This window comes from Microcoleus sp. w1-18aA5 (assembly GCF_036701705.1).
Lineage (GTDB): Bacteria > Cyanobacteriota > Cyanobacteriia > Cyanobacteriales > Microcoleaceae > Microcoleus.
This window is the reverse complement of sequence record NZ_JAUPTE010000002.1, coordinates 78,679-102,570: the sequence shown is the minus strand read 5'-3', so window position 1 is coordinate 102,570 and position 23,892 is coordinate 78,679. Positions and strand designations below refer to the sequence as shown.

12 protein-coding genes and 1 pseudogene are annotated in these 23,892 nt (G+C 44.5%); 6 read left to right on the top strand and 7 right to left on the bottom strand.

Features of this window, described 5'->3' with window-relative positions:
- Nucleotides 1–52: 52 nt before the first annotated feature.
- Nucleotides 53–1,648 (bottom strand): pitrilysin family protein, encoded by a 1,596-nt coding sequence (locus Q5691_RS01475; RefSeq protein ID WP_333343787.1) that lies wholly within the window; start codon nt 1,646–1,648, stop codon nt 53–55.
- Nucleotides 1,649–1,960: 312 nt separating this feature from the next.
- Between Q5691_RS01475 and Q5691_RS01470 the strand changes: the two genes are divergently transcribed.
- Nucleotides 1,961–2,578: a helix-turn-helix domain-containing protein gene (locus tag Q5691_RS01470; RefSeq protein ID WP_333212146.1), complete on the top strand. Its 618-nt coding sequence runs from the start codon at nt 1,961–1,963 to the stop codon at nt 2,576–2,578.
- 84 nt (nt 2,579–2,662) lie between these two features.
- On the opposite strand, the gene Q5691_RS01465 is transcribed toward Q5691_RS01470, so the two are convergent.
- A complete protein-coding gene (locus Q5691_RS01465; RefSeq protein ID WP_333212148.1) occupies nt 2,663–3,025 on the bottom strand; it encodes a hypothetical protein in 363 nt (120 codons plus the stop codon).
- A gap of 98 nt (nt 3,026–3,123) precedes the next feature.
- Here Q5691_RS01465 and Q5691_RS01460 point away from each other — a divergent pair.
- A pseudogene (locus Q5691_RS01460) lies at nt 3,124–3,345 on the top strand (TetR/AcrR family transcriptional regulator); the annotation flags it as partial.
- 50 nt (nt 3,346–3,395) lie between these two features.
- On the opposite strand, the gene Q5691_RS01455 reads toward Q5691_RS01460, so the two are convergent.
- Nucleotides 3,396–3,758: a hypothetical protein gene (locus Q5691_RS01455; RefSeq protein WP_333212150.1), complete on the bottom strand. Its 363-nt coding sequence runs from the start codon at nt 3,756–3,758 to the stop codon at nt 3,396–3,398.
- Nucleotides 3,759–3,878: 120 nt separating this feature from the next.
- Here Q5691_RS01455 and Q5691_RS01450 point away from each other — a divergent pair, with 120 nt between their 5' ends.
- A complete protein-coding gene (locus Q5691_RS01450) occupies nt 3,879–4,676 on the top strand; it encodes a cobalamin biosynthesis protein (RefSeq protein ID WP_333343786.1) in 798 nt (265 codons plus the stop codon).
- A 4-nt stretch (nt 4,677–4,680) separates the two neighbouring features.
- Here the strand turns inward: Q5691_RS01450 and Q5691_RS01445 are convergent, their stop codons facing one another.
- Nucleotides 4,681–5,049, bottom strand: a complete 369-nt coding sequence (locus tag Q5691_RS01445; RefSeq protein ID WP_333083388.1) for a phage holin family protein — start codon at nt 5,047–5,049, stop codon at nt 4,681–4,683.
- A 109-nt stretch (nt 5,050–5,158) separates the two neighbouring features.
- On the opposite strand from Q5691_RS01445, the gene Q5691_RS01440 reads away from it, so the two are divergent.
- A complete protein-coding gene (locus Q5691_RS01440; protein ID WP_333343785.1) occupies nt 5,159–5,656 on the top strand; it encodes a pentapeptide repeat-containing protein in 498 nt (165 codons plus the stop codon).
- Between the two features lie 186 nt (nt 5,657–5,842).
- On the opposite strand, the gene Q5691_RS01435 is transcribed toward Q5691_RS01440, so the two are convergent.
- Nucleotides 5,843–8,041, bottom strand: a complete 2,199-nt coding sequence (locus Q5691_RS01435) for a transglycosylase SLT domain-containing protein (protein WP_333343784.1) — start codon at nt 8,039–8,041, stop codon at nt 5,843–5,845.
- Between the two features lie 337 nt (nt 8,042–8,378).
- Here Q5691_RS01435 and Q5691_RS01430 point away from each other — a divergent pair, with 337 nt between their 5' ends.
- Together Q5691_RS01430 and Q5691_RS01425 are read left to right on the top strand one after the other, a co-directional pair.
- A complete protein-coding gene (locus Q5691_RS01430; protein WP_333343783.1) occupies nt 8,379–9,857 on the top strand; it encodes a leucyl aminopeptidase in 1,479 nt (492 codons plus the stop codon).
- 409 nt (nt 9,858–10,266) lie between these two features.
- The gene (locus Q5691_RS01425; protein ID WP_333343782.1) at nt 10,267–12,489 is read left to right on the top strand and encodes a PAS domain S-box protein; all 2,223 of its coding nucleotides are present in this window, start codon (nt 10,267–10,269) and stop codon (nt 12,487–12,489) included.
- 86 nt (nt 12,490–12,575) lie between these two features.
- Here the strand turns inward: Q5691_RS01425 and Q5691_RS01420 are convergent, their stop codons facing one another.
- Nucleotides 12,576–17,951, bottom strand: coding sequence for an AAA family ATPase (locus tag Q5691_RS01420; RefSeq protein ID WP_333343781.1), 5,376 nt, complete (start codon nt 17,949–17,951; stop codon nt 12,576–12,578).
- Between the two features lie 164 nt (nt 17,952–18,115).
- Nucleotides 18,116–23,497 (bottom strand): AAA family ATPase, encoded by a 5,382-nt coding sequence (locus Q5691_RS01415; protein WP_333343780.1) that lies wholly within the window; start codon nt 23,495–23,497, stop codon nt 18,116–18,118.
- Nucleotides 23,498–23,892: the final 395 nt, after the last annotated feature.

Genomic DNA, 23,892 nt, shown 5'->3' with positions numbered 1-23,892 from the left:
ACTGACAATTGCCAACTGACAACTGCCAACTGCCAACTGACAACTGACTTCCTTAAAGCGGCAAAAGCTTACCAATCGTGCGATTTTCCGGGCGGAAAGTTGCCTGAGCGACACGCTGAATGTCAGCGGGAGTAACAGCGGCGATCGCATCCAATTCCTTAAACAAATTTTGCCACGAACCAGTTTTCACTTGATAGTCAACCAGCGCAAATGCCATGCCCATATTAGAATTGAGCGATCGCAACAAATCGGCTCTCGCCTGAGTTTTCACTCGCTCCAATTCCAAAGCAGAAACCGGCTCTGTTTTCAGGCGATCGATTTCCTTGCTCAAAGCTGCCGCCACCTCATCAACCGTGCGGCCCGGAGCAGTTTGAGCGTAAAATAACATTAAATTCGGATACTTTTCCCCCGGATAACCACTGAAACCTTGAGCAGCCAGCGCCAATTGCTGCTCTTCTACCAAAGATTTGTAAAGCCGAGAAGTGCGGCCATCGCTGAGCAAAGAACCAATCATTTCATAAATGGCATTGTCGGGATGATTCATCGCCGGTTTGTGATACCCTTCCAAATACCAAGGTTGAGTTTTTAATTTCAGCGTGACTTCCTTCGTTTGCGTTTGGGGAGGTTCGACAATCTGCAATTCTGGAGGCGCTGGTGAGGCCTTGTAACGGCCGAAATAAATTTGAGCTAGTCGCTTCACCTCCGAAGCTTTCACGTCTCCTACCACCGCCACAGTCAGCTTGCTGGGAACGTAGTGAGTCTCGAAAAACTTCTGCACGTCGCTGCGGCGGAGGTTTTGAATGTCTTCAGTGGAGCCAATTACAGGGCGGCGGTAGGGATGAACAGAGAAAGCTTTGTTGGCAAAAGCTTCAACCATTTGTCCGATCGGAGAATTCTCGGTTCGCAGCCTGCGCTCTTCTAAAATTACCTGTTTTTCCTTGTAAAATTCCCGAAATACTGGTTCTAGAAATCGCTCGGATTCCAGCGACATCCACATTTCTAACTTGTTAGCTGGAAGGCTGTAAAAATACATTGTGGCGTCGGTGGAAGTAGCGGCATTTAGTCCGACTCCGCCTGCTTGTTCCACTATTTTGCCGAGTTCATTGCGCTTGACAAATTGCGAAGCTTCGGCTTCAACTTTGTCAAATTCTGCTTTTAATTGGGCGACTTCTTCAGTTTTGCCGCTGGCCTTGGCTGCTTGCATTTGCTCGAAGAGTTGGTCTTGTTTTTCTAGCAGCGGCTTTTCGGCTTGGTAGTCGGTAGTGCCGATTTTTGGCGTGCCTTTGAAGGCTAAATGTTCGAGATAGTGAGCGACTCCGGTTTGGCCGTCGGGTTCGTTTGCGCCGCCGACATCGGCGTGTATCAGAAACGATGCTACGGGCGCTCTGGGCCTTTCGAGTACGATAAATTTCATGCCGTTGTCGAGCTTAAATTCGCTGACTTGGCTGATTACTCGATCGAGCGACGGTTGAACAGAGACTGCTTGGGAGCCGCTAGCGGGGTTGGGGCGGGCGAGGGCGATTTCCGGGAAAAGTCCCCACCACAGCAGTACAGCGGCCAGCAGGGAGGCAATGAATCGAGTTTTGCTCACGGGCGATTCCCTACGGGATAGCTTCGCTTCACAGGGTTTTTGGAACTGCGGGGTCATTCGATTTTAGATTTTAGATTTTAGATTTTGGATGGTCAAACAAAAAAATGTTTGTGCTCGGTGGCCAGAGATTCTTTTCTCAGGATAAAGATTTTTTGAGGCATAAGCGATCTGTTGCGCCGCAGATGTTAGGCTGATACAGCAAATCTCAAAAAGGGTCATTCGATTTTAGATTTTAGATTTTGGATTTTGGATTGTCAAACAAAAAAATGTTTGCCCTCAATGCCAGAGATTCTTTTTAAAACTTAACATCAATTAGTCCCTCAGTCCAGCTCCCGTAGTTCCAAGTAGCCAATTACCGATTGCAAAGCCATGCGAATTTTTAATCAGTCTCCTCCTTCTGAAACAGAAACTAAGAAGCGAATTTTACAAGCAGCTCAGCGGTTGTTTGCCCGCAGCGGATACGACGGCACGACAACTCGTGATTTAGCAGCGGCGGCGGGGGTAGCCGAGGGTACGCTATTTCGGCATTTTGATAATAAAAAAGCGATTTTGATTGAGGTGGCGACGGAAGGATGGGTGGAGTTGCTGACGGATTTGCTGACTGAATTGAGCGAGATGGGCAGTTACAAAGCAGTGGCTCAGGTGATGCGGCGGCGGATGCTGAATATCCGCGAGAATAGCGACATGATGCGGGTGTGTTTTTTGGAGGCGCAATTTCACCCGGATTTGCGCGACAGAATTCAGTTGGAAGTCATCGGAAAAATGAGCGATGTGGCTGAGGCTTTTTTTGAAACGGCGATGGAAAAAGGAGTTTATCGAAAGATGAATCCGAAGATTGTCGCTCAGGTATTTTTGGGAATGTTTGCAGTCGCGGGTTTCAGTCAAAATACGATTATGGAGCCGAATGCTTCTCCGCAAGAAATGCAGGAAATGGCTGAAGGACTTGCTGATATTTTTCTGAATGGGGTTTTACTGAAAGATCAATAATTAGTTATGGGTTATTTATTGGTTGTTACTTATTGGTGATTATAATTAATAACCAATAACCAATAAGTAGTCACCACTCCCCACTTACTCTATAAACTCGTACATCTTTTGCACCCACTTCTCCCGATAATCCTGCCATTCATCCGTCACTACTTCCCAAGTTGTATTGCTTTCAAGTTCCAGCAAGAGACTTGATACTTCTTCTAGCGTCGATGCTATATGACATTCTTCTACCCAACTTTCACGGATCATTTTCCAGAGGCTTTGTACTGCTTCTCGCTGAAAATTTGATTCTAATTCAACTAGCAATTTGGCGAGGTGTTTTTCGTCACTTGCTGCTAACACCTCGCTCATCCAACAGTTGCGACGTTCTTTCCATTCTTCCGTCACTGCGTCCCTGTTTAGGTGGGCTTGAAACTCTAACAGTAATTGATTTAGTTCTACCATATTAAATTTTGTCTTGTTTGCAGTTTGTGCTATTTTTGTACAAATTTTATTGATTGAGAGTGTTGGTTTTTTTATAATTAGCTATGTAGCTGAGGCTTTATTTGGAAACGGCGATGGGAAAACAAGTTTATCCAAAGATGAGTCCGAGAATTGTCGCTCAGGTATTTTTGGGAATGTTGGCAGTCGCGCCCTTCAGTCAAAATACGATTATGGAGCCGAATGCTTCTCGGCCGCAAATGCAGGAAATGGCTGAAGGACTCGCAGATATTTTTCTGAATGGGGTTTTGCTGAAATATCAAGAATTAGTGATTAGTCATTAGGAAATTTTAGAGCCAGGAAACGCATGTTTGCAGGCTCTAAACCCTCGAAACTACTCGTTAAACTTGTGCATTTCCTGCACCCATTTCTCGCGATTTTGCTGCCATTCATCTGTCACAGCTTTCCAATTGGTATTGGTTTCAAGTTCCAGCAATAAACTTGATACTTCTTGAACAATCGATGCTCCCAGACATTCTTCTACCCAACGGTCTCGACGCTCTTGCCACTGAATATCCACCGATTCCCACTGCAAGTTAGATTCCAATTCAACTAGCAATTCTGCTAGATATGTCAGGTTAACTGATGCTGCAACATCGCTCACCCAACTTTCCCGGCGCTCTATCCATTTTTGTGTAACTCCTTCCCATTTGAGGTTGCTTTCAAACTCTAACAGTAACTGATTTAGTTCTACCATCTTAAATGTTGGGTTTTTTGTAGTTTGTGCTACAATTGTACCAAAATTTTCACTCAACAGAGTGTTAAGTTTTTTTTTAGATTGCGGTCGCAGTGAAACTACAGAATAGATAACTGAATAATGAGCGATGAATTTACTTTAGATATGCTAGACATTCCCAGCGGTTGGAGCCGGGGCGAAGGTGACTGGACAGGAGTGGCGGCGGCTCTTGCTAGAGGGGAAACTGTCGAAGTAATTCAAGAAGTTGGTTCTACTTTGTGGCACAACAGCCTGCCCGAAAAACATTCTTTGTATTGGGATGGCGAAAATATATCAACTATCAAAGCCCGAATTTGGATTAGTTTCACCCAGAGAAGATTTTCGCCGGAATCTGCTTTGCCAAAGGTTCAGTGGCATCCAAGAGTGTTGTGGATAGGGGTAGGTTGCGAACGCGGAACAGGGCGAGAATTAATCGAAACTGCGATTCAAAATGTATGTCGCGGTTATCATTTAGCGGAAAGTGCGATCGCAGGTATTGCTACAATAGACACTAAAGCAGGTGAAGTCGGCTTGCTGGAACTTTGTCAAGAGCGAAATTGGCCGTTAAAAACCTTTGCTGCTGACATTTTAAGTTCCGTAGAAGTCCCCAATCCTTCAAATATTGTAGTCAAACAAGTCGGGACGCCTAGTGTAGCAGAAGCTGCGGCACTTTGTGCGATCGAACTGATATCTTGTACCATTCTCAACAACAGGCAAGATGCCTGTTCCACAAAGAGTGAATCTGGTTGTGGGGTGGGTATCCTACGCGCCCGTGAAAGGCTTTTAGTCCCTAAACAAATATTTCGCAACAAAAATCCCCCCCTTTCACAAGGAGGGGTTAGGGCGGGTTCTGCGGTAACAGTAGCGGTTGCAGTTTCCGCGATCGAGTATCTGGGATAATGTATTACTGAGACAAAGTATTGGCATTCACAAATCGACCAATCAACCCAGAAACAAATGACAACACAATGGAACCAAACAAAGCCGGCCAAAAACCGTTAACCGCAAAGCCGATATTGAACGCACCCGCCAACCAGGAAGCCAGGGAAAGCGAAATTGCATTCACAACGAATAAAAACAAACCTAAAGTAATAATGGTCAAAGGCAGCGTCAGCAATGTAAGAATCGGTCTGACAACCGCGTTCACCAATCCGATAACAACAGCAGCCACCATCGCAGCCGGAAAGCTAACCACCGAAATACCTGGTACAATGTTAGCGGTAATGATCAGCGACACCGCTGCTACTATCCAAGTTAAGAAAAAACTTAGCATATCTTTTTTTCCATCTCCATCACTATTAATTAAGATTGTACCTGTTTAGTCGATCGACCAAAGTTCGGGATACACTACGAAATATCCACCTTGCGAGAATATCAGATTTATGAAACTCCGGCAACTAGCAGCATTGCTCTTGGCGCTAACTATCTTCATTCTGCCGCAGCCAGCGCTGGCTCAATCTAAATATTACGCTCCGCCGTTGTCCTTTAGCAACGCCGAACTGACAAGACGCGATTTTTCTGGTCAAATGCTGCGGGCCGCTGAGTTTTCTAACGCTAATATGGACTTGACTAATTTTTCTAATGCCGATTTGCGGGGAGCAATTATGAGCGCTTCGGTGATGACTCAGGCGAATTTGCACGGCGCCAATTTAACTAATGCAATGATTGATCAAGTTAAATTTACTAATGCCGATTTAAGTGATGCCATTTTAGCGGAAACAATTTTGCTGCGTTCTACTTTTGACGGAGTTGATATCACCGGCGCTGACTTTACCGACGCAATTATGGACGGGTCACAAGTTAAAGAATTGTGCACAAAGGCAACCGGGATTAATTCTCAAACTGGGATTTCTACTCGCGATTCTTTGGGATGCCGCTGATATCATCTCCGGTCAATTACTGATGATTGTTTATTGGGTGGGGGCGGGTTTTTGAGATTGTTTGTTTGGGGCGATTATGGTAGGTGGAACCCGCTACGAAACCATATTTGGTAGGGGCGGGTTCCACCAAAAAGATATAACGATTACCAACAATTTAGATAAACCCGCCCCCACACCACGAATAATTCACTTTGCTTTTTTCTGAGCAGCCGCATAATGCTCACTCATTAACTGATTAACTTCGGGATTGTAAATCCGCAGATAATTCCAGTAATTCTCAAACACCGATTTCACGTATCCTTTGGTTTCAGGAAACGGAATCTTTTCCGCAAAAGCATCCGGATCACTAAAACTAAACCTCTTCAACCAATCTGATACTGCATTTGGCCCGGCATTATAACTCGCCACAGCTAACATCGAGTTATTCTTGTACTCGTCGTGAGTGTGATCCAAATACCACGTACCGAGTTTAACGTTGTCGTCCACATTCTCCAATGAATACTTTTTGAGGCTGATTTGTTGAGCAACCCAAGCTGCTGTTTCCGGCATTACTTGCATTAAACCGGTAGCGCCAACTGATGATTTGATGGAGGGCATAAACCGGGATTCTTGCCGGATCAATGCGGTTACTAATACTGGATTTATTGTGCGTTCTTTTGACCACTTGACAATGGTTTCTAAGTAAGGAAAAGGATAAAGTGCTTGCCAATAAATCGGTTGCTGTCTGAGATCGAGGTATTGAGTTCTATCATCGGGTTTATCGCGCTGCCGCAAACTCCCAACCATCCACAAACCGTCTAAATTGTCTCCGACTGCAACTCGCATTAAACCGTCGGTAAACTGTTCGGCAATACTTGGCTCTACGCGGTCGATAAATTCTATTTGCCACAGCGTCCAAGCATCTCTATCTTGACCTAATTGATAGAGTTCTTTCAAAGCAGGAGAACCTGCAGTGGGTTCGGGGCGCTGAGGCGGCCGCGCTACATTGGGAGACAAATCTCGGACTGTGGTAAAGTCGCCTACGGGCCAGCCAAGAAGTACAGCCGATCGCCACGCAAAATATGATTCGGGATAGCGTAAGATCGTGTAGTCAAATGCAGTCTTGGCGTCTTGTTGGCGGCCGAGTTGCTGTGCCCATTTCCCGACCCAAAATGCTGCTTCTGGAGCTTGTTCGCTGTCGGGATTGTGGGTGGTTAATTCTCTCGCCCACTGCCAAGCTGATTTTAAATCTCCGCCTTTGGCATACTGCTGGGCGATCGTCCACCGCAGTTCGCCTGCTTTATCAGAATTGTTGTATTTTGTCAATAGCAATTTGCGGGTATCTGAGGCGGATTGACCACTGCGTGCTTTGTCGAGAAGTTGGGATTTATCTAACAAAGCTTCGGGGGCATAATTGGGGAATTTGCTAATAACTCGATCGAGGAAAACGATCGCATCCTTTGGCTCGCTCAGCCGCGACAGCCGAATTAAACCCAAACCAGTATCTTCGGCATCAGGAAACTCGCGCACTAATTCTTGATAGGCAATTCTCGATTCCGGGATTTTTCCGTCGAGCCACAAACCGCGAGCTTTGCGGTAAAGATTTTTGGCGTTGCGGGGAGCTTTCCCGTAAGCAATAGCTCCTTTGCCATAATCTTGTTTTTCCCAATAACCAAAGGCAATTTCTTCCCAATCTTCCGGTTTCAAACCGGCGCTGTTTCGCTGCACCAGTTGTTCCAAAATTGTCCCGTAATCTTTGACATAATGACCGTATTTTGCTACGAGCAGCATTAACTGCGGCTGATTAGGGTTTTCTTTTAACTTGCGGAGGGCAATTTCTACGCTGCGGGGATGACCAGGAAATTCACTAATTGCCTGTTGCCAATATTCCGGTTTTGACTTGCCTAAAACATATAAAGCTTCCGCTGCTACTGGGTCGCTCGGATAGTTTTTGAGTAGTTCCTGCCAAGCTTTTTGGACTTTGCCTTTGTCGCCGCTCAATTGGTAGGCTTGGGCCCTTTTTAGGGCAATGTGAGCAGCTAAAACCGGATATTCTTGCTCTAATTTGTCCAATAATTTTAATGCTTTGGCGGCATTTCCTTGCTGGATTAAATCGCTGGCCAGCAGGTAGCGGGCACGGCTTTGAGGGGAGATTTCCTGCTGCGGGTTCGTACTTGCAGACTGAGTGGTTGCGAGTTCAACTAATTTCGCCGAGCGCTCGCTCGGTGATAGCGATACCAACATCTTGACTTGCGATTCGGAATTCGCTGCATTCAGGGGCTGCTGAGCCTTCTGGGATGAGCCCAAACCCATCAATTTCATCGCAGCAACCAAAGAGCCGATCGCAATAACGCAAACTGAAACGCTTATTAAAACAGAAAATCGGGCCCGGCGTCGTTTTAGCATGGGAAAATTTAAGAGAATAACAATAGATAACCGATCGTTTGTCAAGAGCCCTCAGAGGCAGGATGGATGTTCTACGCCATCGCAGGCAGGATGCCTGTTCAACGAGAAATAAATGTTAATAGTGGGGCAAAAACGGACAGCCGACCCCCAAACAGATGATTGAGATTTGTGGAAGATCCGATCGCAGGCGGACTTGGCTGATATAGTAGCAGAATTTATTTTGATGTGGAGCCGAAAATTTGTGCGATCGATCTATTTACCCGCACCAACGAAAAACCACAAACCACCCACTGCAAAGTACAATCAAAAATCTAAAATCTAAAGTGTAAATCAAAACATGGAATTTCTAGTCACCGATACGCCCCGCTCTGTTTGGACAGGAGACGCCCTGGCAATTGGTCTATTTGAGGACGGCTTGGAACTCACCGGCGAGCTGGCACAATTAGATGAAAAGCTTGCAGGTACTTTGAAAGAGCTGCTACTGGAAGTAGATTTTAAGGGCAAAGTGGGCACGAGCGCCATCACCCGCGTCGGCGGCAATAATCCCATTCGCAAAATTGCGATCGTCGGTTTGGGCAAAACAGAGGACTTAAAATTAGACACCGTGCGGCAAGCTGCGGGCGTTTGCGCCAAGTTAGCCAAAAAAGAGAAATGCACAACCCTCGGAATTAGCTTTCCGGTGTGGAAAAACGCGCCGGATTCTACAGCCAGCGCCATCGCCGAAGGTGTAGAACTCTCCCTGAATCAAGACAACCGTTTCAAATCGGAAAAGGAAGACAAAAGCCCGCAACTCGAACAAATTCATTTGTTTGGTTTTGCCGATACCGAAAGTGCGATCGCCCGCGCCCGCCAAATCACTGCCGGAGTCATTTTAGCACGGGAATTAGTCGCAGCGCCGGCAAATTTTGTCACCCCGATTACCATGGCAGAAACTGCTCAAAGTCTAGCTGCCGAATGCGGTTTAGAATTAGAAATATTGGAGCGGGAAGACTGTGAAAAACTCGGCATGGGAGCCTTTCTCGGCGTAGCCCTAGCATCTGATTTACCGCCAAAATTCATCCACCTAACTTACAAACCCGAAGGCACACCGCGCCGCAAAATAGCAATTGTGGGCAAAGGATTGACCTTTGATTCTGGCGGTTTGAACATCAAAGGTGCGGGCAGCGGCATTGAAATGATGAAAATAGATATGGGCGGCGCTGCGGCTACTTTGGGAGCGGCAAAGGCGATCGGACACATCAAACCCGATGTGGAAGTTCACTTTATCAGCGCCGTCACTGAAAACATGATCAGCGGCCGCGCCATGCGCCCTGGAGACATCCTTACAGCTTCCAACGGCAAAACAATTGAAGTCAACAATACCGACGCAGAAGGTCGTTTAACCTTGGCTGATGCTTTGGTATTTGCTGATAAACTGGGAGTTGACGCGATTGTCGATTTAGCAACTCTCACCGGGGCCTGCGTCATTGCTTTAGGCGACGATATCGCGGGTTTGTGGAGTCCTCAAGATAGCGTCGCCGCCGAAATAGTCGCCGCCTCAGAATTGGCAGGCGAAAAATTTTGGCGAATGCCGATGGAAGAAAAATATTTTGAGGGCTTGAAAGCATTGCACGCCGACATGAAAAACACAGGCCCACGTCCCGGTGGTTCGATTACGGCGGCGCTATTTTTGAAGCAGTTTGTAAAGGATACTGCATGGGCGCATTTAGATATTGCCGGCCCGGTTTGGACTGACAAAGAAAATGGCTACAATGGCCCTGGGGCTACCGGTTTTGGAGTTCGGACTTTGGTGCATTGGGCGCTGGGCGGCGCTTAATTGTGGATTTCCAGCCCAAAAATTGAGATTTTCTCTGCCTTAAAAGTCTGCTAGTCCATCTGTGAGCCAGCGGTTAAAAACCCCTGGCTCACTGCCTAAGTAATCTAAAAGAAAATTTAATAGCGATCATTAACAATTTAAATGTTTCTGAAGCAATCAGTACGCGAACCTATGTATTCCGTCACAGGGAGCAAGGTAAGCGTTGCTAGCCGTGACGCTCACCATTGCTCATATTTGAGAAAAGCTTCGTTCTCAGGGCGCCACCTCGACAGTTTTGACATTTCCTGAAAAAATAGCTGTTTCATAAATGAAAAAAGTATATAATTATGTAAATATTTCACTAGCCGAAATCAAATAATTAGATTTGATCGGATTTGCATTGGTACAGATAATTTTTTTCTTGAACTTTATGCAAGAACAATTAACAATTTTTTTTTCCACACTTGCTGTATCTTCTAGACTCGCCTGCAACGTGGTACCGGAGTTGCGACTGTACGCTGTTTTTGACTCGCTGACGGCACTGGCTTATTGCTCGATCGCCCTATCTTTAGTTTATTTTACCCGCCAAGGTTCTCACCGCAAGATTTTCCTGCTGTTTGCGGTTGTTTTTTTTGCCTGGGGTGCGGCTAAATTGACGGAAGTTTGGACGCTTTGGCATTCCATATATTGGCTGTCGGTAACTCTCAAAGCTACAAGTGCTTTGATTTCTTGGCTTTTAGCCGCAATCGCCCTCGCCCTCATGCCGAAAGCACTTGCCGAGTCTGGTTTCAATCAAAAAGAAAAATTTCAACAACAGTCGTTAAAACAGGTAGAAGAAAATCACCACCCGCATGATATAGAGAAAGGAGAATTGGCAAAACAATCGCTCAAGTTTTATCCTTCAGATACGATTGTCGATCGCACTTTAGCTCTCAATTCGCTTAATGAACAGTTAGAAAAAGAAATTGCCGATCGCCACCGGGTTGAGGAAAAGTTGCAACTGACTCAATTTGCGATCGACCGATCGGCAGATGCGGTATTCTGGATCGGGTCGGACGGTAAATTTTTGTACGTCAACGACTCTGCTTGCACTTCATTGGGATATTCTGCAGCAGAATTGCTTTCGATGACAGTACACGACATCAATCCAGATTTTCCCCAAACTGCTTGGAGTTTGCACTGGAAAGTCTTAAAACGCTGCGGTTCGGTTAATATTGAAGTTCACCACGTCACTAAGTACGGTCGCATTTTTCCGGTAGAAATTACGATCGATCATTTGGAATTTAACGGCAAAGAATATCAGTGCGCGTTTGCTCGTGACATTAGCGAACGTAAGCGGATTGAGGCAGCTTTGCGAGAAAGGGAAGAAGAATTTAGGTCATTAGTTTCTAGCATTCCCGGTGCGGTTTACCGATGTAGTGCTGCTGGGCGATCGAGCCTAACTTTTATCAGCAGTGGCATAGAAGCTATTTCCGGCTATCCCGCAGCTAACTTTATGCAAAAACCGGTGCAGGCTTTTCCGAGTATAGTTCATCCCGATGACGTGCAGCATATCGAGACAATTATCGATCGGGCTATTAAAACAAAACAACCTTACATCATCGAATATCGCCTAATTCACTGCGACGGAAATGTGCGGTGGGTTGTAGAGAAAGGTCAAGCCCTTTTCAATGTAGACGGTAAAGTTTTATCCCTCAACGGCGCCATTTTTGACATAACAGAGCGCAAAGCAGCGGAGGATGCTTTGCGGCTCTCCGAGGCGATCGCCAACAACAGATCCCAGCAGCTAGAAATCGCTCTCAAAGAACTCCGAGAAACTCAAGCTCACCTAATTCATACCGAAAAAATGTCAAGTCTCGGTCAAATGGTAGCTGGAGTAGCTCACGAAATTAATAACCCTGTCAGTTTTATCTACGGCAATATTTCCTATGCTAGCCAATATATCAGAGATTTGTTGCAGCTTGTGGAACTTTACAAAAAACACTATCCTCAGCCAGCGGTAGAAATTCAACAATGTATTGATAATATCGATTTAGAGTTTTTGATAGAAGATTTGCTAAAAATATTATCTTCGATGAAAATGGGAGCAGATCGCATTCGCGAAATAGTTCTGAGTTTGCGAAACTTCTCCCGTTTAGACGACTCGGTAAAAAAACCTACTAACCTTCACGAAGGCATAGACAATACCCTCTTAATATTGCACAACAAACTCCGAGCCAGAGGCGACTATCCCGAAATAAAAATAATCAAAGATTACGGTCAACTCCCTTTAATAGAATGTTATGCAGGTCAGCTCAATCAGGTATTTATGAATCTGCTTAGCAACAGTATTGACGCCTTGGAAGATGCTTGCAACCAAAAAAGGCGATCTGCGGCAGTCGGCGACGATTGGAAACCAACTATTAGCATTCGCACAGAAGCCCTGAACGAAAATAGTATTTGTATCCGCATTGCCGATAATGCGATCGGCATGACAGAAGACGTGCGGAGCCGATTATTTGACCCGTTTTTCACGACAAAACCGATGGGAAAAGGCACTGGTTTAGGGTTAGCCATCAGTTACCGAATTGTCGCGGAAAAACACGCCGGAGCCTTGAGCTGCCGTTCCACCGTAGGAGAAGGTACGGAATTTGCGATCGAAATTCCTTTATGAATTAGTGCGATTGTCAAGTGGGCTGTAAAAAAAAATCCATTTTCAAAAAAAATCCAAAAATTGGCTATAAATTACCAAGGTAATAATCAACATGGTAGTGAAATCGTAAATTCTGTACCTCGACCTAAAGTTGAGTTGACTTCTAGCATACCAGAGTGTTTCTCAACTACAATCTGCCGTGCGATCGCCAAACCCAACCCTGTACCTTTCCCTACACCTTTGGTTGTAAATAAGTGGTCAAAAATATGACCTTTTATCTCATCGGATATCCCTGGGCCGTTGTCATAAATGCGAATCGTCACCCACTCAGAAGACTTCATTTCTGTCCGAATCGTGATGCAATTAGCTGGGTTTTTAATCTTCTCTAAACCTGCTTCGCGATTTGATTCTTCCACTGCATCAATCGCATTCGCCAATATATTCATAAACACCTGATTTAATTGTCCGGGGAAACAATCAACTGATGGCAAGTTGCCGTACTCTTTCACAACTTCAATCGCTGGACGCTGTTCGTTCGCTTTCAATCTGTGTTTGAGAATCAAAATTGTACTGTTAATTCCGTCATGAATATTGAAAGGAACTTTGTAGTCTTTGTCTGCTCTGGAGAAGGTGCGAAGACTGGTGCTGATACCTTGGATGCGATCGCACCCGATTTGCATCGAATTCAACATTTTGGGTAAATCTTCTACGAGATATTCAATATCAAGTTCTACTGCTATTTGCTCGATTTCATCCCCAGGATGGGGAAATTTTTCTTGGTAGACTTGCAGGTATTTGGTCAGATCTTTGACAGCGGCGATCGCTTCATGGATATTCCCAGAAATAAAACCGACTGGATTATTAATTTCATGGGCTACCCCGGCTACTAAATTGCCCAAAGCCGACATTTTTTCGCTCTGCACTAATTGCAGTTGAGATTGTTCAACCTGGTGGGCATAGTCCTGCGCTTGCTGATACAGTCGCGCATTTTCTAAGGAAATGGCAGCCTGAGTGCAGAGGAAGTTGAGGACGAGGAGCCGATCGCGAGTAAACACTCCTTTTGTCGATCGATGTTCGAGATAAAGTATCGCAACTAAGTTCCCGCGATCGACAATTGGACTACATAGCATACTCTGAGACTGATACTGGAGCGTACAGTCATTCATTAAACCCGGAATATTGGTTTTGCCGCCTTCAATAACCACAGTTTCCAGGGTATGTTTGACATAATAAACAAGCTTGAGCGGAATCACCGCCGAGCCATCTATAGGTTGGGTTTGCAGCAGGGTTGTGGGTAACTCGTTATCTGGATTGAGGTGAGTTATTGCTCGGATTTGCCATTCATCCTGATGGGGGAGTAGCAAAGCACACGTTTCTGCCCCAGAAGTTTTCAAAATAATTTGATTGAGGGTGTCGAGTAATTCATCAAGCTGAATTTTACTGGATAAAGCTTGAGCCGCTTGCACAATAGAGGCGAAATCAAGGGCATCGGAAATACTCGTGCTGCTGCTGGTGGAAGTGTGTGAAGACGGGCTCATCGTTGCCAGCGTCTCTAGGGGATTAAAGCGAAGTTTGGGCTGATTCAGGATGGGATGAAGTAATTGGGGATAGCGTTGTTCTAAGTCTTCAACTTTGGCTAGTGCACCCCAACGGGCATAACAGTAATATGCTTCCTGCATATAGCTGGCGGCGACTTTTTCTTTGCCCCATTCCCAGTAGAATTTTGCTGCGAGTTCGTTGGCTAATCCTTCCTCTTGGATATAACCATTTTCTTTGGCTCCTTGAATTGCTAGATCGTAAAATTCTAGAGCTTCTGTTTTGCAATTGAGGAGTTGATGCTTTTGGGCTTCAACTAAATGGTACTTGTGCAAGTAATTCATGGGAGCATAATGCGCCCATTCTTTTAACTTTTCTTGATTTTCTTGCATTCGCTGCCATCGAGGCTCCGACTCAGTTTTCGATTCACCAGGAGTAGCCAGCACGGTCAGAGAATCATAGAAATATAAGATCGGTTCCACGACACTTCCCATCCCTCCGGCCAAATACTGTCGGGTTTGAGCCCCATCGTGTTCCGCTTGGGCAAAGTCTTGGAGCCAGTAATTTAATGTGAATCGATACAGATAAAAGAAGGATAGTCGGTAAAAATCGACTTTGGCCTCATCCAGGATTTTTTCTTCGTATGAATCTTGGCGTAAGGGAATCTCGTTCTCTGACTCACCCAGCAGAATGAGAGCAGCTTGCCAGTAAGCCAAAACACAGTTTGCTGCTGTGACTTGGTGGAGGTCGCACAACTGTTGGTAATAGGCGCGAATTTGGGGTTCGAGTTCACTTAGCGGTTGACCGCACCAATAAGCATTAAAGCAGTACAACTGGGCGTCGTAGCCCATAAATTCTAGATTGCCGGTTTCCAATCCAGCTTGATAGCCATCGAGAAGAATGGGCAGCGATTCTTGTAGATGGGTCGTCCAATGACCAACATATCCCCCCATTAACAGGGCTGTTGCGGCTCGAATATTTTTGGCATCTGGCTCTGAGGCGAGTTGGTATCCTAATTGCCCAAACTGAGGCACCTTTGTCATGTCTCCCCACAGAATTCTCAGTTGGAAGGCGTAACCAGCGTAGCAATAGGGCGAAACAGGACTATTTCCAAATTGAATTGATAATTTGACCTGTAGAGCAACTATTAGGAAATAGAGCTTTGAGCCTGTCATGTAACAGACGGGTGTAAGACGAGCCGCATTTTGCATAATTGCTAACTGCTGGGCATCAGTCATGTTCGGCAGATGAATGAATGTCTCAATTGAGCGACCCTCAATTAGGGCATCAATTTCCTGCTTCAACTGCCGAATATCGTCTAGGGTTGGTTCATTTGGTAGGTTGACGCCTAACATTTGGAAGACTGATTGACCGATCGCGATCGCCTCGACAAATTTATTGTGGGCGACCAATGCCTGGATTTTTACTTGGTAAACTTGCACCTGCTCTAAAGGTGTTTTCGCATGATGAATCACCGCTTCAATCCACTGGTGCATCTGCTCAAAATCGCCTGCCAAAAAAGCCACCTCGGCAGCCAAGTCGTACAAAGATAGGGTCATTTCGTACTGCCGTTGCCAAGCGTCTGTTCCCAGCAGTTTCAGGCCCACTGTGGCATATTCGCGGGCGGCTTGATATGCGGTGGCTGCTCTGGCTTTGCGGCAAGCAGTGAGGTTGAGTTGGGCGAGTTCCTCCCTTTCCTGCTGTTCTACAACCATTATGGTTCCGTAGTTCAACTGATTGACTAATTCAAAAATGCGTTCTTCTCTGGCTTCGGCTGAAATTTGTTGCAGGAGTAATTGCCCGATTTGATAATGGGCGATCGCGCGTTCTTCTTCCGGAATCAAAGAATAAGCTGCTTGCTGGACGCGATCGTGCAAGAAGCGATAGGAAACTGTTTGAGAAGTAGCTCGATCGATATTGTCTTCTTCACCTACATAAAATTTATAAATCTCACTCTGAGGTAAAACAAAACCTTCCTGTAAAGTTTTCCATAAAGCCGTTGCCGTTTCAGTCTCAGATATTTGGGAAACAATTGCTAATGTGGTCAGATCGAACTGATTGCCAATGCAAGCGGCTAATTTTAAAACTGACTGAGTTTTAACGGGTAATTTCTGTAACTGCTGCGCCATGAATTCAACGACATCATCCGTCAGTGCTGCTTCTGTAATTTTGCTAATATCGCACTGCCAATAGCCTCCTTGGAGATGGAAAATAATTAATCCATCTTGATGCAATGCCTTGAGAAACTGCGTCGCAAAAAATGGGTTTCCTTTTGTCTTCTGATACACTAATTCCGTCAGCGGTTCTGCTAAGTTAAGAGAACAAGTCAGCGTATCTGCTACTAATTGATTCAAACTGGTTCGAGCCAGAGGTGCCAGTGTGATGGTATTGACAGTTGCCCCTGTTTTAGTGACTTCATCTAAAGTCAACATCAAGGGGTGGGCAGGGGAAACTTCATTGTCTCGATAGGCTCCAATTAATAGCAGGTGACTGGATTGGGATTCACCTATGAGCAACTGCATCAACTTTAAAGATGCCGAATCAGCCCATTGTAAGTCATCCAGAAACATTACTAAGGGATGCTCTTTTGTGGTAAAGACAGAGATAAATTTTTGGAATAGTAAATTGAACAGATTTTGAGCAGCTATCCCTGATAATTCTGGGGCTGGGGGTTGTTGTCCGATAATCCGTTCTAGTTCAGGAATGACTTCAATAATGACTTGTCCGTTGTCACCAAGGGCTGCTAAAATTTTGGTTTTCCATGCTTGGATTTGAAGATCGCTTTCACTCAGTAATTGTGTCATTAAATCGCGAAAGGCTTGCACAAATGCCGAAAAGGGAATATTGCGATTGAACTGGTCAAATTTACCTTTACTGAAATAGCCATGCTTTCGGACAATTGGTTTGTGAACTTCATTGACCACAACGGTTTTTCCGATGCCGGAAAAGCCTGCAACGAGCATCATTTCGCTTTTTCCTTGTGCTACTCGTTCAAAGGCTGCTAAAAGTTGCTGTATTTCTCGTTCTCGACCATAAAGTTTTTCGGGAATCAGGAAGCGATCGCATACATCCCGCGTTCCTAACTCAAAAGTTTCAATCTTTCCAGTTTCTTGGCACTGCTGCAAACACCGTTCTAAGTCATGCTTCAATCCCAATGCACTTTGATAGCGTTTTTCGGCATTTTTTGCCATCAGCTTCATCACAATATCCGAAACCACCTGCGGGATTTGTTTGCTGTTTATTGAAGGAGGTTGTTTGGCAATATGGCAGTGAACCAACTCCATGGGTTCGTCACATTCAAATGGCAGTTTTCCTGTCAGCAGTTCGTAAAAGGTGGCTCCCAGAGAATAAAAGTCGGTGCGGTAGTCGATGCCTCGGTTCATTCGTCCAGTTTGTTCGGGAGAAATATAGGCGAGGGTTCCTTCTAAAACGTTGGGATTTTGAATTTCTTGAGTTTCTCTCGGCAGTAGGGAAGCAATGCTAAAGTCAATCAGTTTGACTTGTTTCGTTTTCGGATGTATTAGGACGTTAGCTGGCTTAATATCTTTGTGGATGACTCGGTTTCGGTACAGTCCGTCAAGGATGTCAGTTATTTGAATGGCAATTTCCAATATTTCTGCCAGAGTCAGCGAGGCCTCTTGGGCGTAGTCTCGCAGAGAAATGCCCCCAAAATCCTCCATTACTAGGGCATAGCTGTGGCGATAGGAGTCTAAATTGTAGGGTTCAACGACTCCCGGCAGACGTAGGTTTTTGGCGATGGTGTACTGGTTGCGGAATTGCAGCAGTTCGGTAAAGCTGGGATAGTCTCGATTTAATAGTTTAATGACAACCGGAAGCTGATCTGTTTCTCGAATGGCTCGAAAAACTAGGGTTCTGGAACCACAGTATAATTGCTCAACCAGATGATATCCTGAAACTCGCTTCGTCAAATCCACTGCTGCACTCATCTGGATTACCCCATCTCAGACATTGACTATTGTAACTAATTATACACTTTTATTGGTCTAGTCTGAGGAAAATAAAACTGCGAAATCCCCAAGCGACAGACTCTACCGCTTTTATTCTTTTTCACTTTTGAAGAGAAAGATGGCGCTCTATCAAGATAATAGTCTTATCCTTTCATCGGCAATAAAATTGTAAACTCCGTCCCTGCTCTCAATACAGAATTTACCTCGATTGTACCGCCGTGTTTCTCAACCACAATCTGCCGTGCGATCGCCAAACCCAATCCCGTGCCTTTCCCTACTTCCTTGGTAGTAAATAACTCATCAAAAATTTTCTCTTGCACAACTTCACTCATGCCCGCACCGTTATCTTTAATCCAAATTCTCGCTTGTTTGTTGTCCCGAAAAATATCGGTTTTAATGGTAATTTCATTAGCAATTTCTGCATAATGTCGTCCTTGATTTGATTCCTCCAAAGCGTCGATCGCATTACCTAACAAATTCATAAATACTTGATTCAACTGTCCGGCATAACACTCCACGGGTGGCAAATTCCCATATTCCCTAATCACTTTGATTTCTGGACGAGTATCGTTAGCCTTGAGGCGATGTTTCAGAATCATAATGGTGCTATCGATGCCATCGTGGATATTGCAAGCTACGGGATAGTTAGTATCGGCACGGGAGAATGTCCGTAGACTGGTACTAATATCCCGAATCCGCTTCACGCCTTCCCGCATCGAACCTATTAATTTCGGTAAATCTTCCCGGATGTATTCCAGATCGATGTTCTCGATTTCTTCTTGAATCTCTGGATCGAGTTGCGGATATTTTTGTTCATACAAATCGAGCAATCCAAACAAATCTTTGATATAATCTAAGGCGGGTTGAATATTACCAACTAAAAAACCAACTGGATTATTAATTTCGTGGGCAACCCCAGCCACTAAGTTTCCCAATGCTGACATTTTTTCGCTTTGAACTATTTTTATCTGTGCCTGTTTTAAATCGGTAAATGCTTGTTGAGATTCTTGATACAAACGGGCATTTTCTAAAGAAATAGCAGCTTGAGAAGCCAGCAAATTTAGCATTTCAATGCGATCGCTCGTAAATGCCCCAACCGTCAGGTTATTTTCCAGGTATAAAACTCCTATCAACTGCCCTTGATTAAGAATGGGCATACAAAGAACACTGATCGGCTGGTGCTGTTCAATATAGCGATCGCTAGCAACCTGGAAACTTACCCTAGCATCAACTATTACCACAGGTTTCAAACTACGCTTGACAGTGTTAACCAAACTAATTGCTACATCCTGACTAGATTCTAGAGGTATTGATGGTAATAGCTTAGGTTCCTGTCCCTCTGCTACAAGAGCCGCTACCTGTAAATACTGTTTTTGTTTGAGTAATAAGACGCACTTAGTGGCGCCAGCATTCGCGATCGCTATTTTTAGGAGAGTAGTCAGAAGTTTATCTAGTTCAATCTCCCCAGAAATGGCTTGAGAGGCTTGGATCAGAGTAGGCAAATCTAGAAAATTCGAGTGGCTGCTAGAAGAGTTGGTATTATAAGTAATTGTTCCGCGGGCGATCGTTTCCTTTAATAAACTAAAGGATTGAGGTTGTTGAAGGATAATACCTAGTAGGCGAGGATAACGTTTTTCCAAATCCTCAATTTTGGCTTTAGCTCCCCATCGGGCATAACAATAATACGCTTCAATCATGTAGGCTTGAGCTACTTTTTCTTTGCCCCATTCTAAGTAGAATTTGGCTGCTAGTTCGTTGGCGAGAGCTTCTTCGTTGATGAATAGATTTTCTTGAGCGAGTTGGATAGCGCGATCGTACATGTCCAGTGCATCTGCTTTATTGCCCAAAACCCGCTGCCGTTCTGCTTCAACTAAATACCACTTATGCAGATGATTCATGGGAGCATTTTGCGCCCATTGGTGCAGAGTCGTTTGATGGATTTCCACAGAGGCGAGAATATCAGCTTGCTCAATTTCTGGCTGTGTGGAAAACACTGCCAGGTACGTCAGGGCTGCATAGAAATGGAAAATAGGAACAATAATTAATCCCGATACTGCCATCACACACTCTTTGGCTGAGCTAATGTAGTTTAGAGCAGCCGGATAATTACCAAAGGAATAGGCAAGCAGTAGTTTGTAGACGTAGACAAGGGCGATCGCACTGAATTCACGATCTTGATAGTGCTTAGGAATCATCACTGTTTCATCATAGGCAGAGCCGATTAAGCAATCCGGTTGATTCACTACTTCCCTCAAGTTCTGCAACATCTGCCACTCCATATGCAAATAAGTCCGAGCCGAATATTGCTTCACCTGAGCCAAGGTAGCACTGTAGACTGCAAGTTCCGGTTCCCAAGTATCCAGTTCTACGCCAGCGAAAAAGTTGATGTAGCTGTAAGTAGCTATGTTGTAGCCAGCGTTAAGAAAATCGCCAGTTTCCATGCCCGCCAAAAAGCCTTCTTTCAGCGTTGGTAGCCCTGCCCTCATAGCATTTTGATGATGCTGAATAAATGCCCCAAACATATTATGAGTAATGCACTTAAATTCTCGTGCATTTACCCGATCGAGCAATGAGAGTGCCAATTTACCAAAGCTATAACCCGTTTTTGCCTCTCCCAAAAAAGCACTTAATACAAGTCCGTGAATCGCATAGCCCACCGTCGATGCGGGTGCATTCCCAAACGAGAGCGATAAACTTACCATCGTGGAGCTAAGTAGGGGCACTAAGCCGGGAATTCCCTGGAGAATGGGTGCAAATAACATGGCCAATATTGGCATAGCTGCCTGAGTCTGAGGATCACTCATCACAGGCAGATCCACCAGTTCCTCAATCGTTCTACCTTGGAGTTGGCTAGCAACGGTTTGTAGCGCTTGGCTAATCAAGGCTTCGTCAGGTGCAGTGGGTAGTTCAATCCCCAATTGCCAGAGTGCATCTCTTGCTACTGCAATGGCTTCTAGTGACTTGCTTTGTGCTGTCTGGGCAGCGATTTGAATTTCGTAAATTTTGATTTTGTCTAAGATTGTCTGGGATGCTTGCAACACTTGTACTGCTATCTCTTCCATGCCGTCAAAGTCAGCATTCAAATAGGCAGCTTCAGCAGCAGCAACATAGAGGTTCAGGGTTAATTCATACTGCCTTTGCCAGCAGTTGGCTGTTAGTAGATCAATGCCTGTGTGCAGATAAACTCTAGCTGCCATGTAGGCGGTAGAATTTCTGGCTTTACAACCGGCTGCCAAGTTCAGTTTAGCTAAGGCTTCTCGTTCGCTAGGTTGGGTAATTAACTCAATCCCTCGATTTAAATGCCCGATAATATCAAACAGTTTGTCTTCTTGCTCTATTTTTGAAAAATTTTGCTGAAGTAATTGTCCGATTTTGAGGTGAGTTGCTTTTTTCTGTGAATCGGGAATGAGTGAATATGCGGCTTGCTGGACGCGATCGTGTAAAAATCGATAAGTTGGATTAGCTGAAGCCTGGAAAACTTCATCATTATCCGATTGGGTAAAGAACTTATAGATTTTGGTTGTGGGAATCACCACACCTTCCTGCAATGCTTTCCATAAAGCGGTAGCCGTCATTCCAGCAGATTTCTCACTGACAATTACTAAGGTATTCAAATCAAACTGCGCTCCTATACAAGCAGCTAATGTGAGAACATCCTGAGTTTCTCTGGGAAACTTCTGCAACTGTAATGCCATAAATTCAACGACATCATCAGTGATAGCTAAGGTTTTAACTTGGGCAATATTACACTGCCAATGCCGAATATCCCAATTAAAGCTAATTAGCTGATCGTCATGTAATGCCTTGAGAAACTGAGTGGCAAAGAAAGGATTTCCCTGAGTTTTTTGATAGACTAATTTTGTCAAAGGTTGGGCAAGTGATGATTCGCAATTCAGCGTATCCGCCACCAACAAATTCATGTCAGTTTCGCTTAAGGGTTGCAAAGTAATCGTATTAACTGTTGCCCCAGTTTTAACTATCTCATCCACTGTTAAGATAAATGGATGCGCTGGCGAAACTTCATTATTTCGATAGGCCCCCAATACTAATAAATATCCTGTATCCTTCATCAATAATTGTAGCAAATTCAAGGATGCTGAATCCGCCCATTGCAAGTCATCCAAAAACATCACTAAAGGATGTTCTTTGCTCGTGAAAACTTGCACGAATTTCTGCATTACCAGGTTAAAGCGATTTTGGGCGGCACTTCCTGACAATTCTGTTGCAGGAAGTTGAGCGCCAATTATACCTTCTAACTCAGGAATCACGTCAATCAAGACTTGTCCGTTGTCTCTTACTGCTGCTAAAATCTTGGTTTTCCATGTTTGCAGTTCGGTATCCGATTCTGATAGCAATTGACTCATTAAGTCGCGGAAAGCTTGCACAAAGGCACTGAAGGGAATGTTGCGTTGAAATTGATCGTATTTGCCTTTGATAAAATAACCGCGCTGACGGACAATCGGTTTATGAACTTCATTGACAACGGCGGTTTTCCCAATTCCCGAAAAACCTGCTACTAGCATCATTTCGGTGCTACCTGTGCTGACTCGCTCAAAGGCAGCTAATAGTTGCTCAACTTCTTTTTCTCTACCGTAGAGCTTTTCAGGGATAGTAAAGCGATCGCTAATATCTCGATTTCCGAGTTCAAAATATTCTATCTGGCCTGTTTTTTGTAACTGACCTAAACAAATCTCTAAATCGTGCTTGAGTCCTAATGCACTCTGATAGCGTTTTTCGGCATTTTTGGCCATCAGCTTACTGACAAGTTGCGATAAAATTACGGGTATCTCTGGATTTATTTCATGGATCGGTTTCGACGGTGTGGCGAGATGGAAATGCACCAATTTCATCGGATCATCGGAGATAAATGGCAACCTTCCTGTCAACAATTCATAAAAAGTCACACCCAGGGAATAAAAGTCACTCCGATAGTCAATGCCTCGATTCATCCGCCCTGTTTGTTCGGGAGAGAGATAGGCTAATGTTCCTTCTAAGATATTGGGATTCTGTATTTCTTGCGTTTCTCGCGGTAGGAGGGAGGCAATACTAAAGTCAATTAGTTGGATTTGTTTGGTGTCTGGATTAATGAGAATATTAGCGGGTTTAATATCTTTGTGAATGACTCGCTTTTGGTATAGATAGTGGATAATGTCTGTTAGTTGTATGGCGAGTTGGAGAAATTCTGCTAAAGGTAAAACTTGAGATGGTTCGGTTTCATTTGTTGCGGTTTTGAGATAAGTAGATAGGGAGACTCCGCCAAAGTCCTCCATTACTAGGACATAGCTATTCTGGTATACTTCCAGCGTCAGGGGTTTGACGAGGTGAGGGAAGTCGAGATTTTTGGCAATGGTATATTGGTTGCGAAACTGGACGAACTCGTTGAAGGTGGGGTATTTGTTTCGCAGCAGTTTGACGACGACTGGGTACTGGTCACGGGTACGGATGCCTCGATAGACTAAGGTACGTGTACCTACATAAAGTTTCTCTGTAATTTCATAACCTGACAAATTTGCGATCGCATCCATAACTTATTAACCCTTTATTATAAAACAGTTAAATTAAAACCTTCTATTCCATTGTATTTTATTATTTGACAAAGATAGCGATCGCACACTCTGCACCCTCGCTAGGTACAGAATTAACTGTAATTTTTTCCCTATGTTTATCAACTATTATTTGACAACCAAGCAATGTGGTGACAAGCCCCCGGACTCATCCGTGAGTTCAATCTCAAATTTCAAATCTCAAATCGCATGAGGTGCGATCGCTAATTCTCAACCTGTTCTTTTCTCTATTCTGCACTATTGGCTCTATGGTATGTATAGTATAGTTTCGTAAGTTGTGATGGTATCATAAAACAATTATTTGTAATTTTTAACCGCAAATATACGCAGATTAACCAGTATATAAACTTGATACT

Excerpts from the sequence above, each read along its gene's own strand:
- Q5691_RS01475 (WP_333343787.1), bottom strand. The coding sequence starts at position 1,648 with ATGACCCCGCAGTTCCAAAAACCCTGTGAAGCGAAGCTATCCCGTAGG.
- Q5691_RS01470 (WP_333212146.1), top strand. The coding sequence starts at position 1,961 with ATGCGAATTTTTAATCAGTCTCCTCCTTCTGAAACAGAAACTAAGAAG.
- Q5691_RS01465 (WP_333212148.1), bottom strand. The coding sequence starts at position 3,025 with ATGGTAGAACTAAATCAATTACTGTTAGAGTTTCAAGCCCACCTAAAC.
- Q5691_RS01455 (WP_333212150.1), bottom strand. The coding sequence starts at position 3,758 with ATGGTAGAACTAAATCAGTTACTGTTAGAGTTTGAAAGCAACCTCAAA.
- Q5691_RS01450 (WP_333343786.1), top strand. The coding sequence starts at position 3,879 with ATGAGCGATGAATTTACTTTAGATATGCTAGACATTCCCAGCGGTTGG.
- Q5691_RS01445 (WP_333083388.1), bottom strand. The coding sequence starts at position 5,049 with ATGCTAAGTTTTTTCTTAACTTGGATAGTAGCAGCGGTGTCGCTGATC.
- Q5691_RS01440 (WP_333343785.1), top strand. The coding sequence starts at position 5,159 with ATGAAACTCCGGCAACTAGCAGCATTGCTCTTGGCGCTAACTATCTTC.
- Q5691_RS01435 (WP_333343784.1), bottom strand. The coding sequence starts at position 8,041 with ATGCTAAAACGACGCCGGGCCCGATTTTCTGTTTTAATAAGCGTTTCA.
- Q5691_RS01430 (WP_333343783.1), top strand. The coding sequence starts at position 8,379 with ATGGAATTTCTAGTCACCGATACGCCCCGCTCTGTTTGGACAGGAGAC.
- Q5691_RS01425 (WP_333343782.1), top strand. The coding sequence starts at position 10,267 with ATGCAAGAACAATTAACAATTTTTTTTTCCACACTTGCTGTATCTTCT.
- Q5691_RS01420 (WP_333343781.1), bottom strand. The coding sequence starts at position 17,951 with ATGAGTGCAGCAGTGGATTTGACGAAGCGAGTTTCAGGATATCATCTG.
- Q5691_RS01415 (WP_333343780.1), bottom strand. The coding sequence starts at position 23,497 with ATGGATGCGATCGCAAATTTGTCAGGTTATGAAATTACAGAGAAACTT.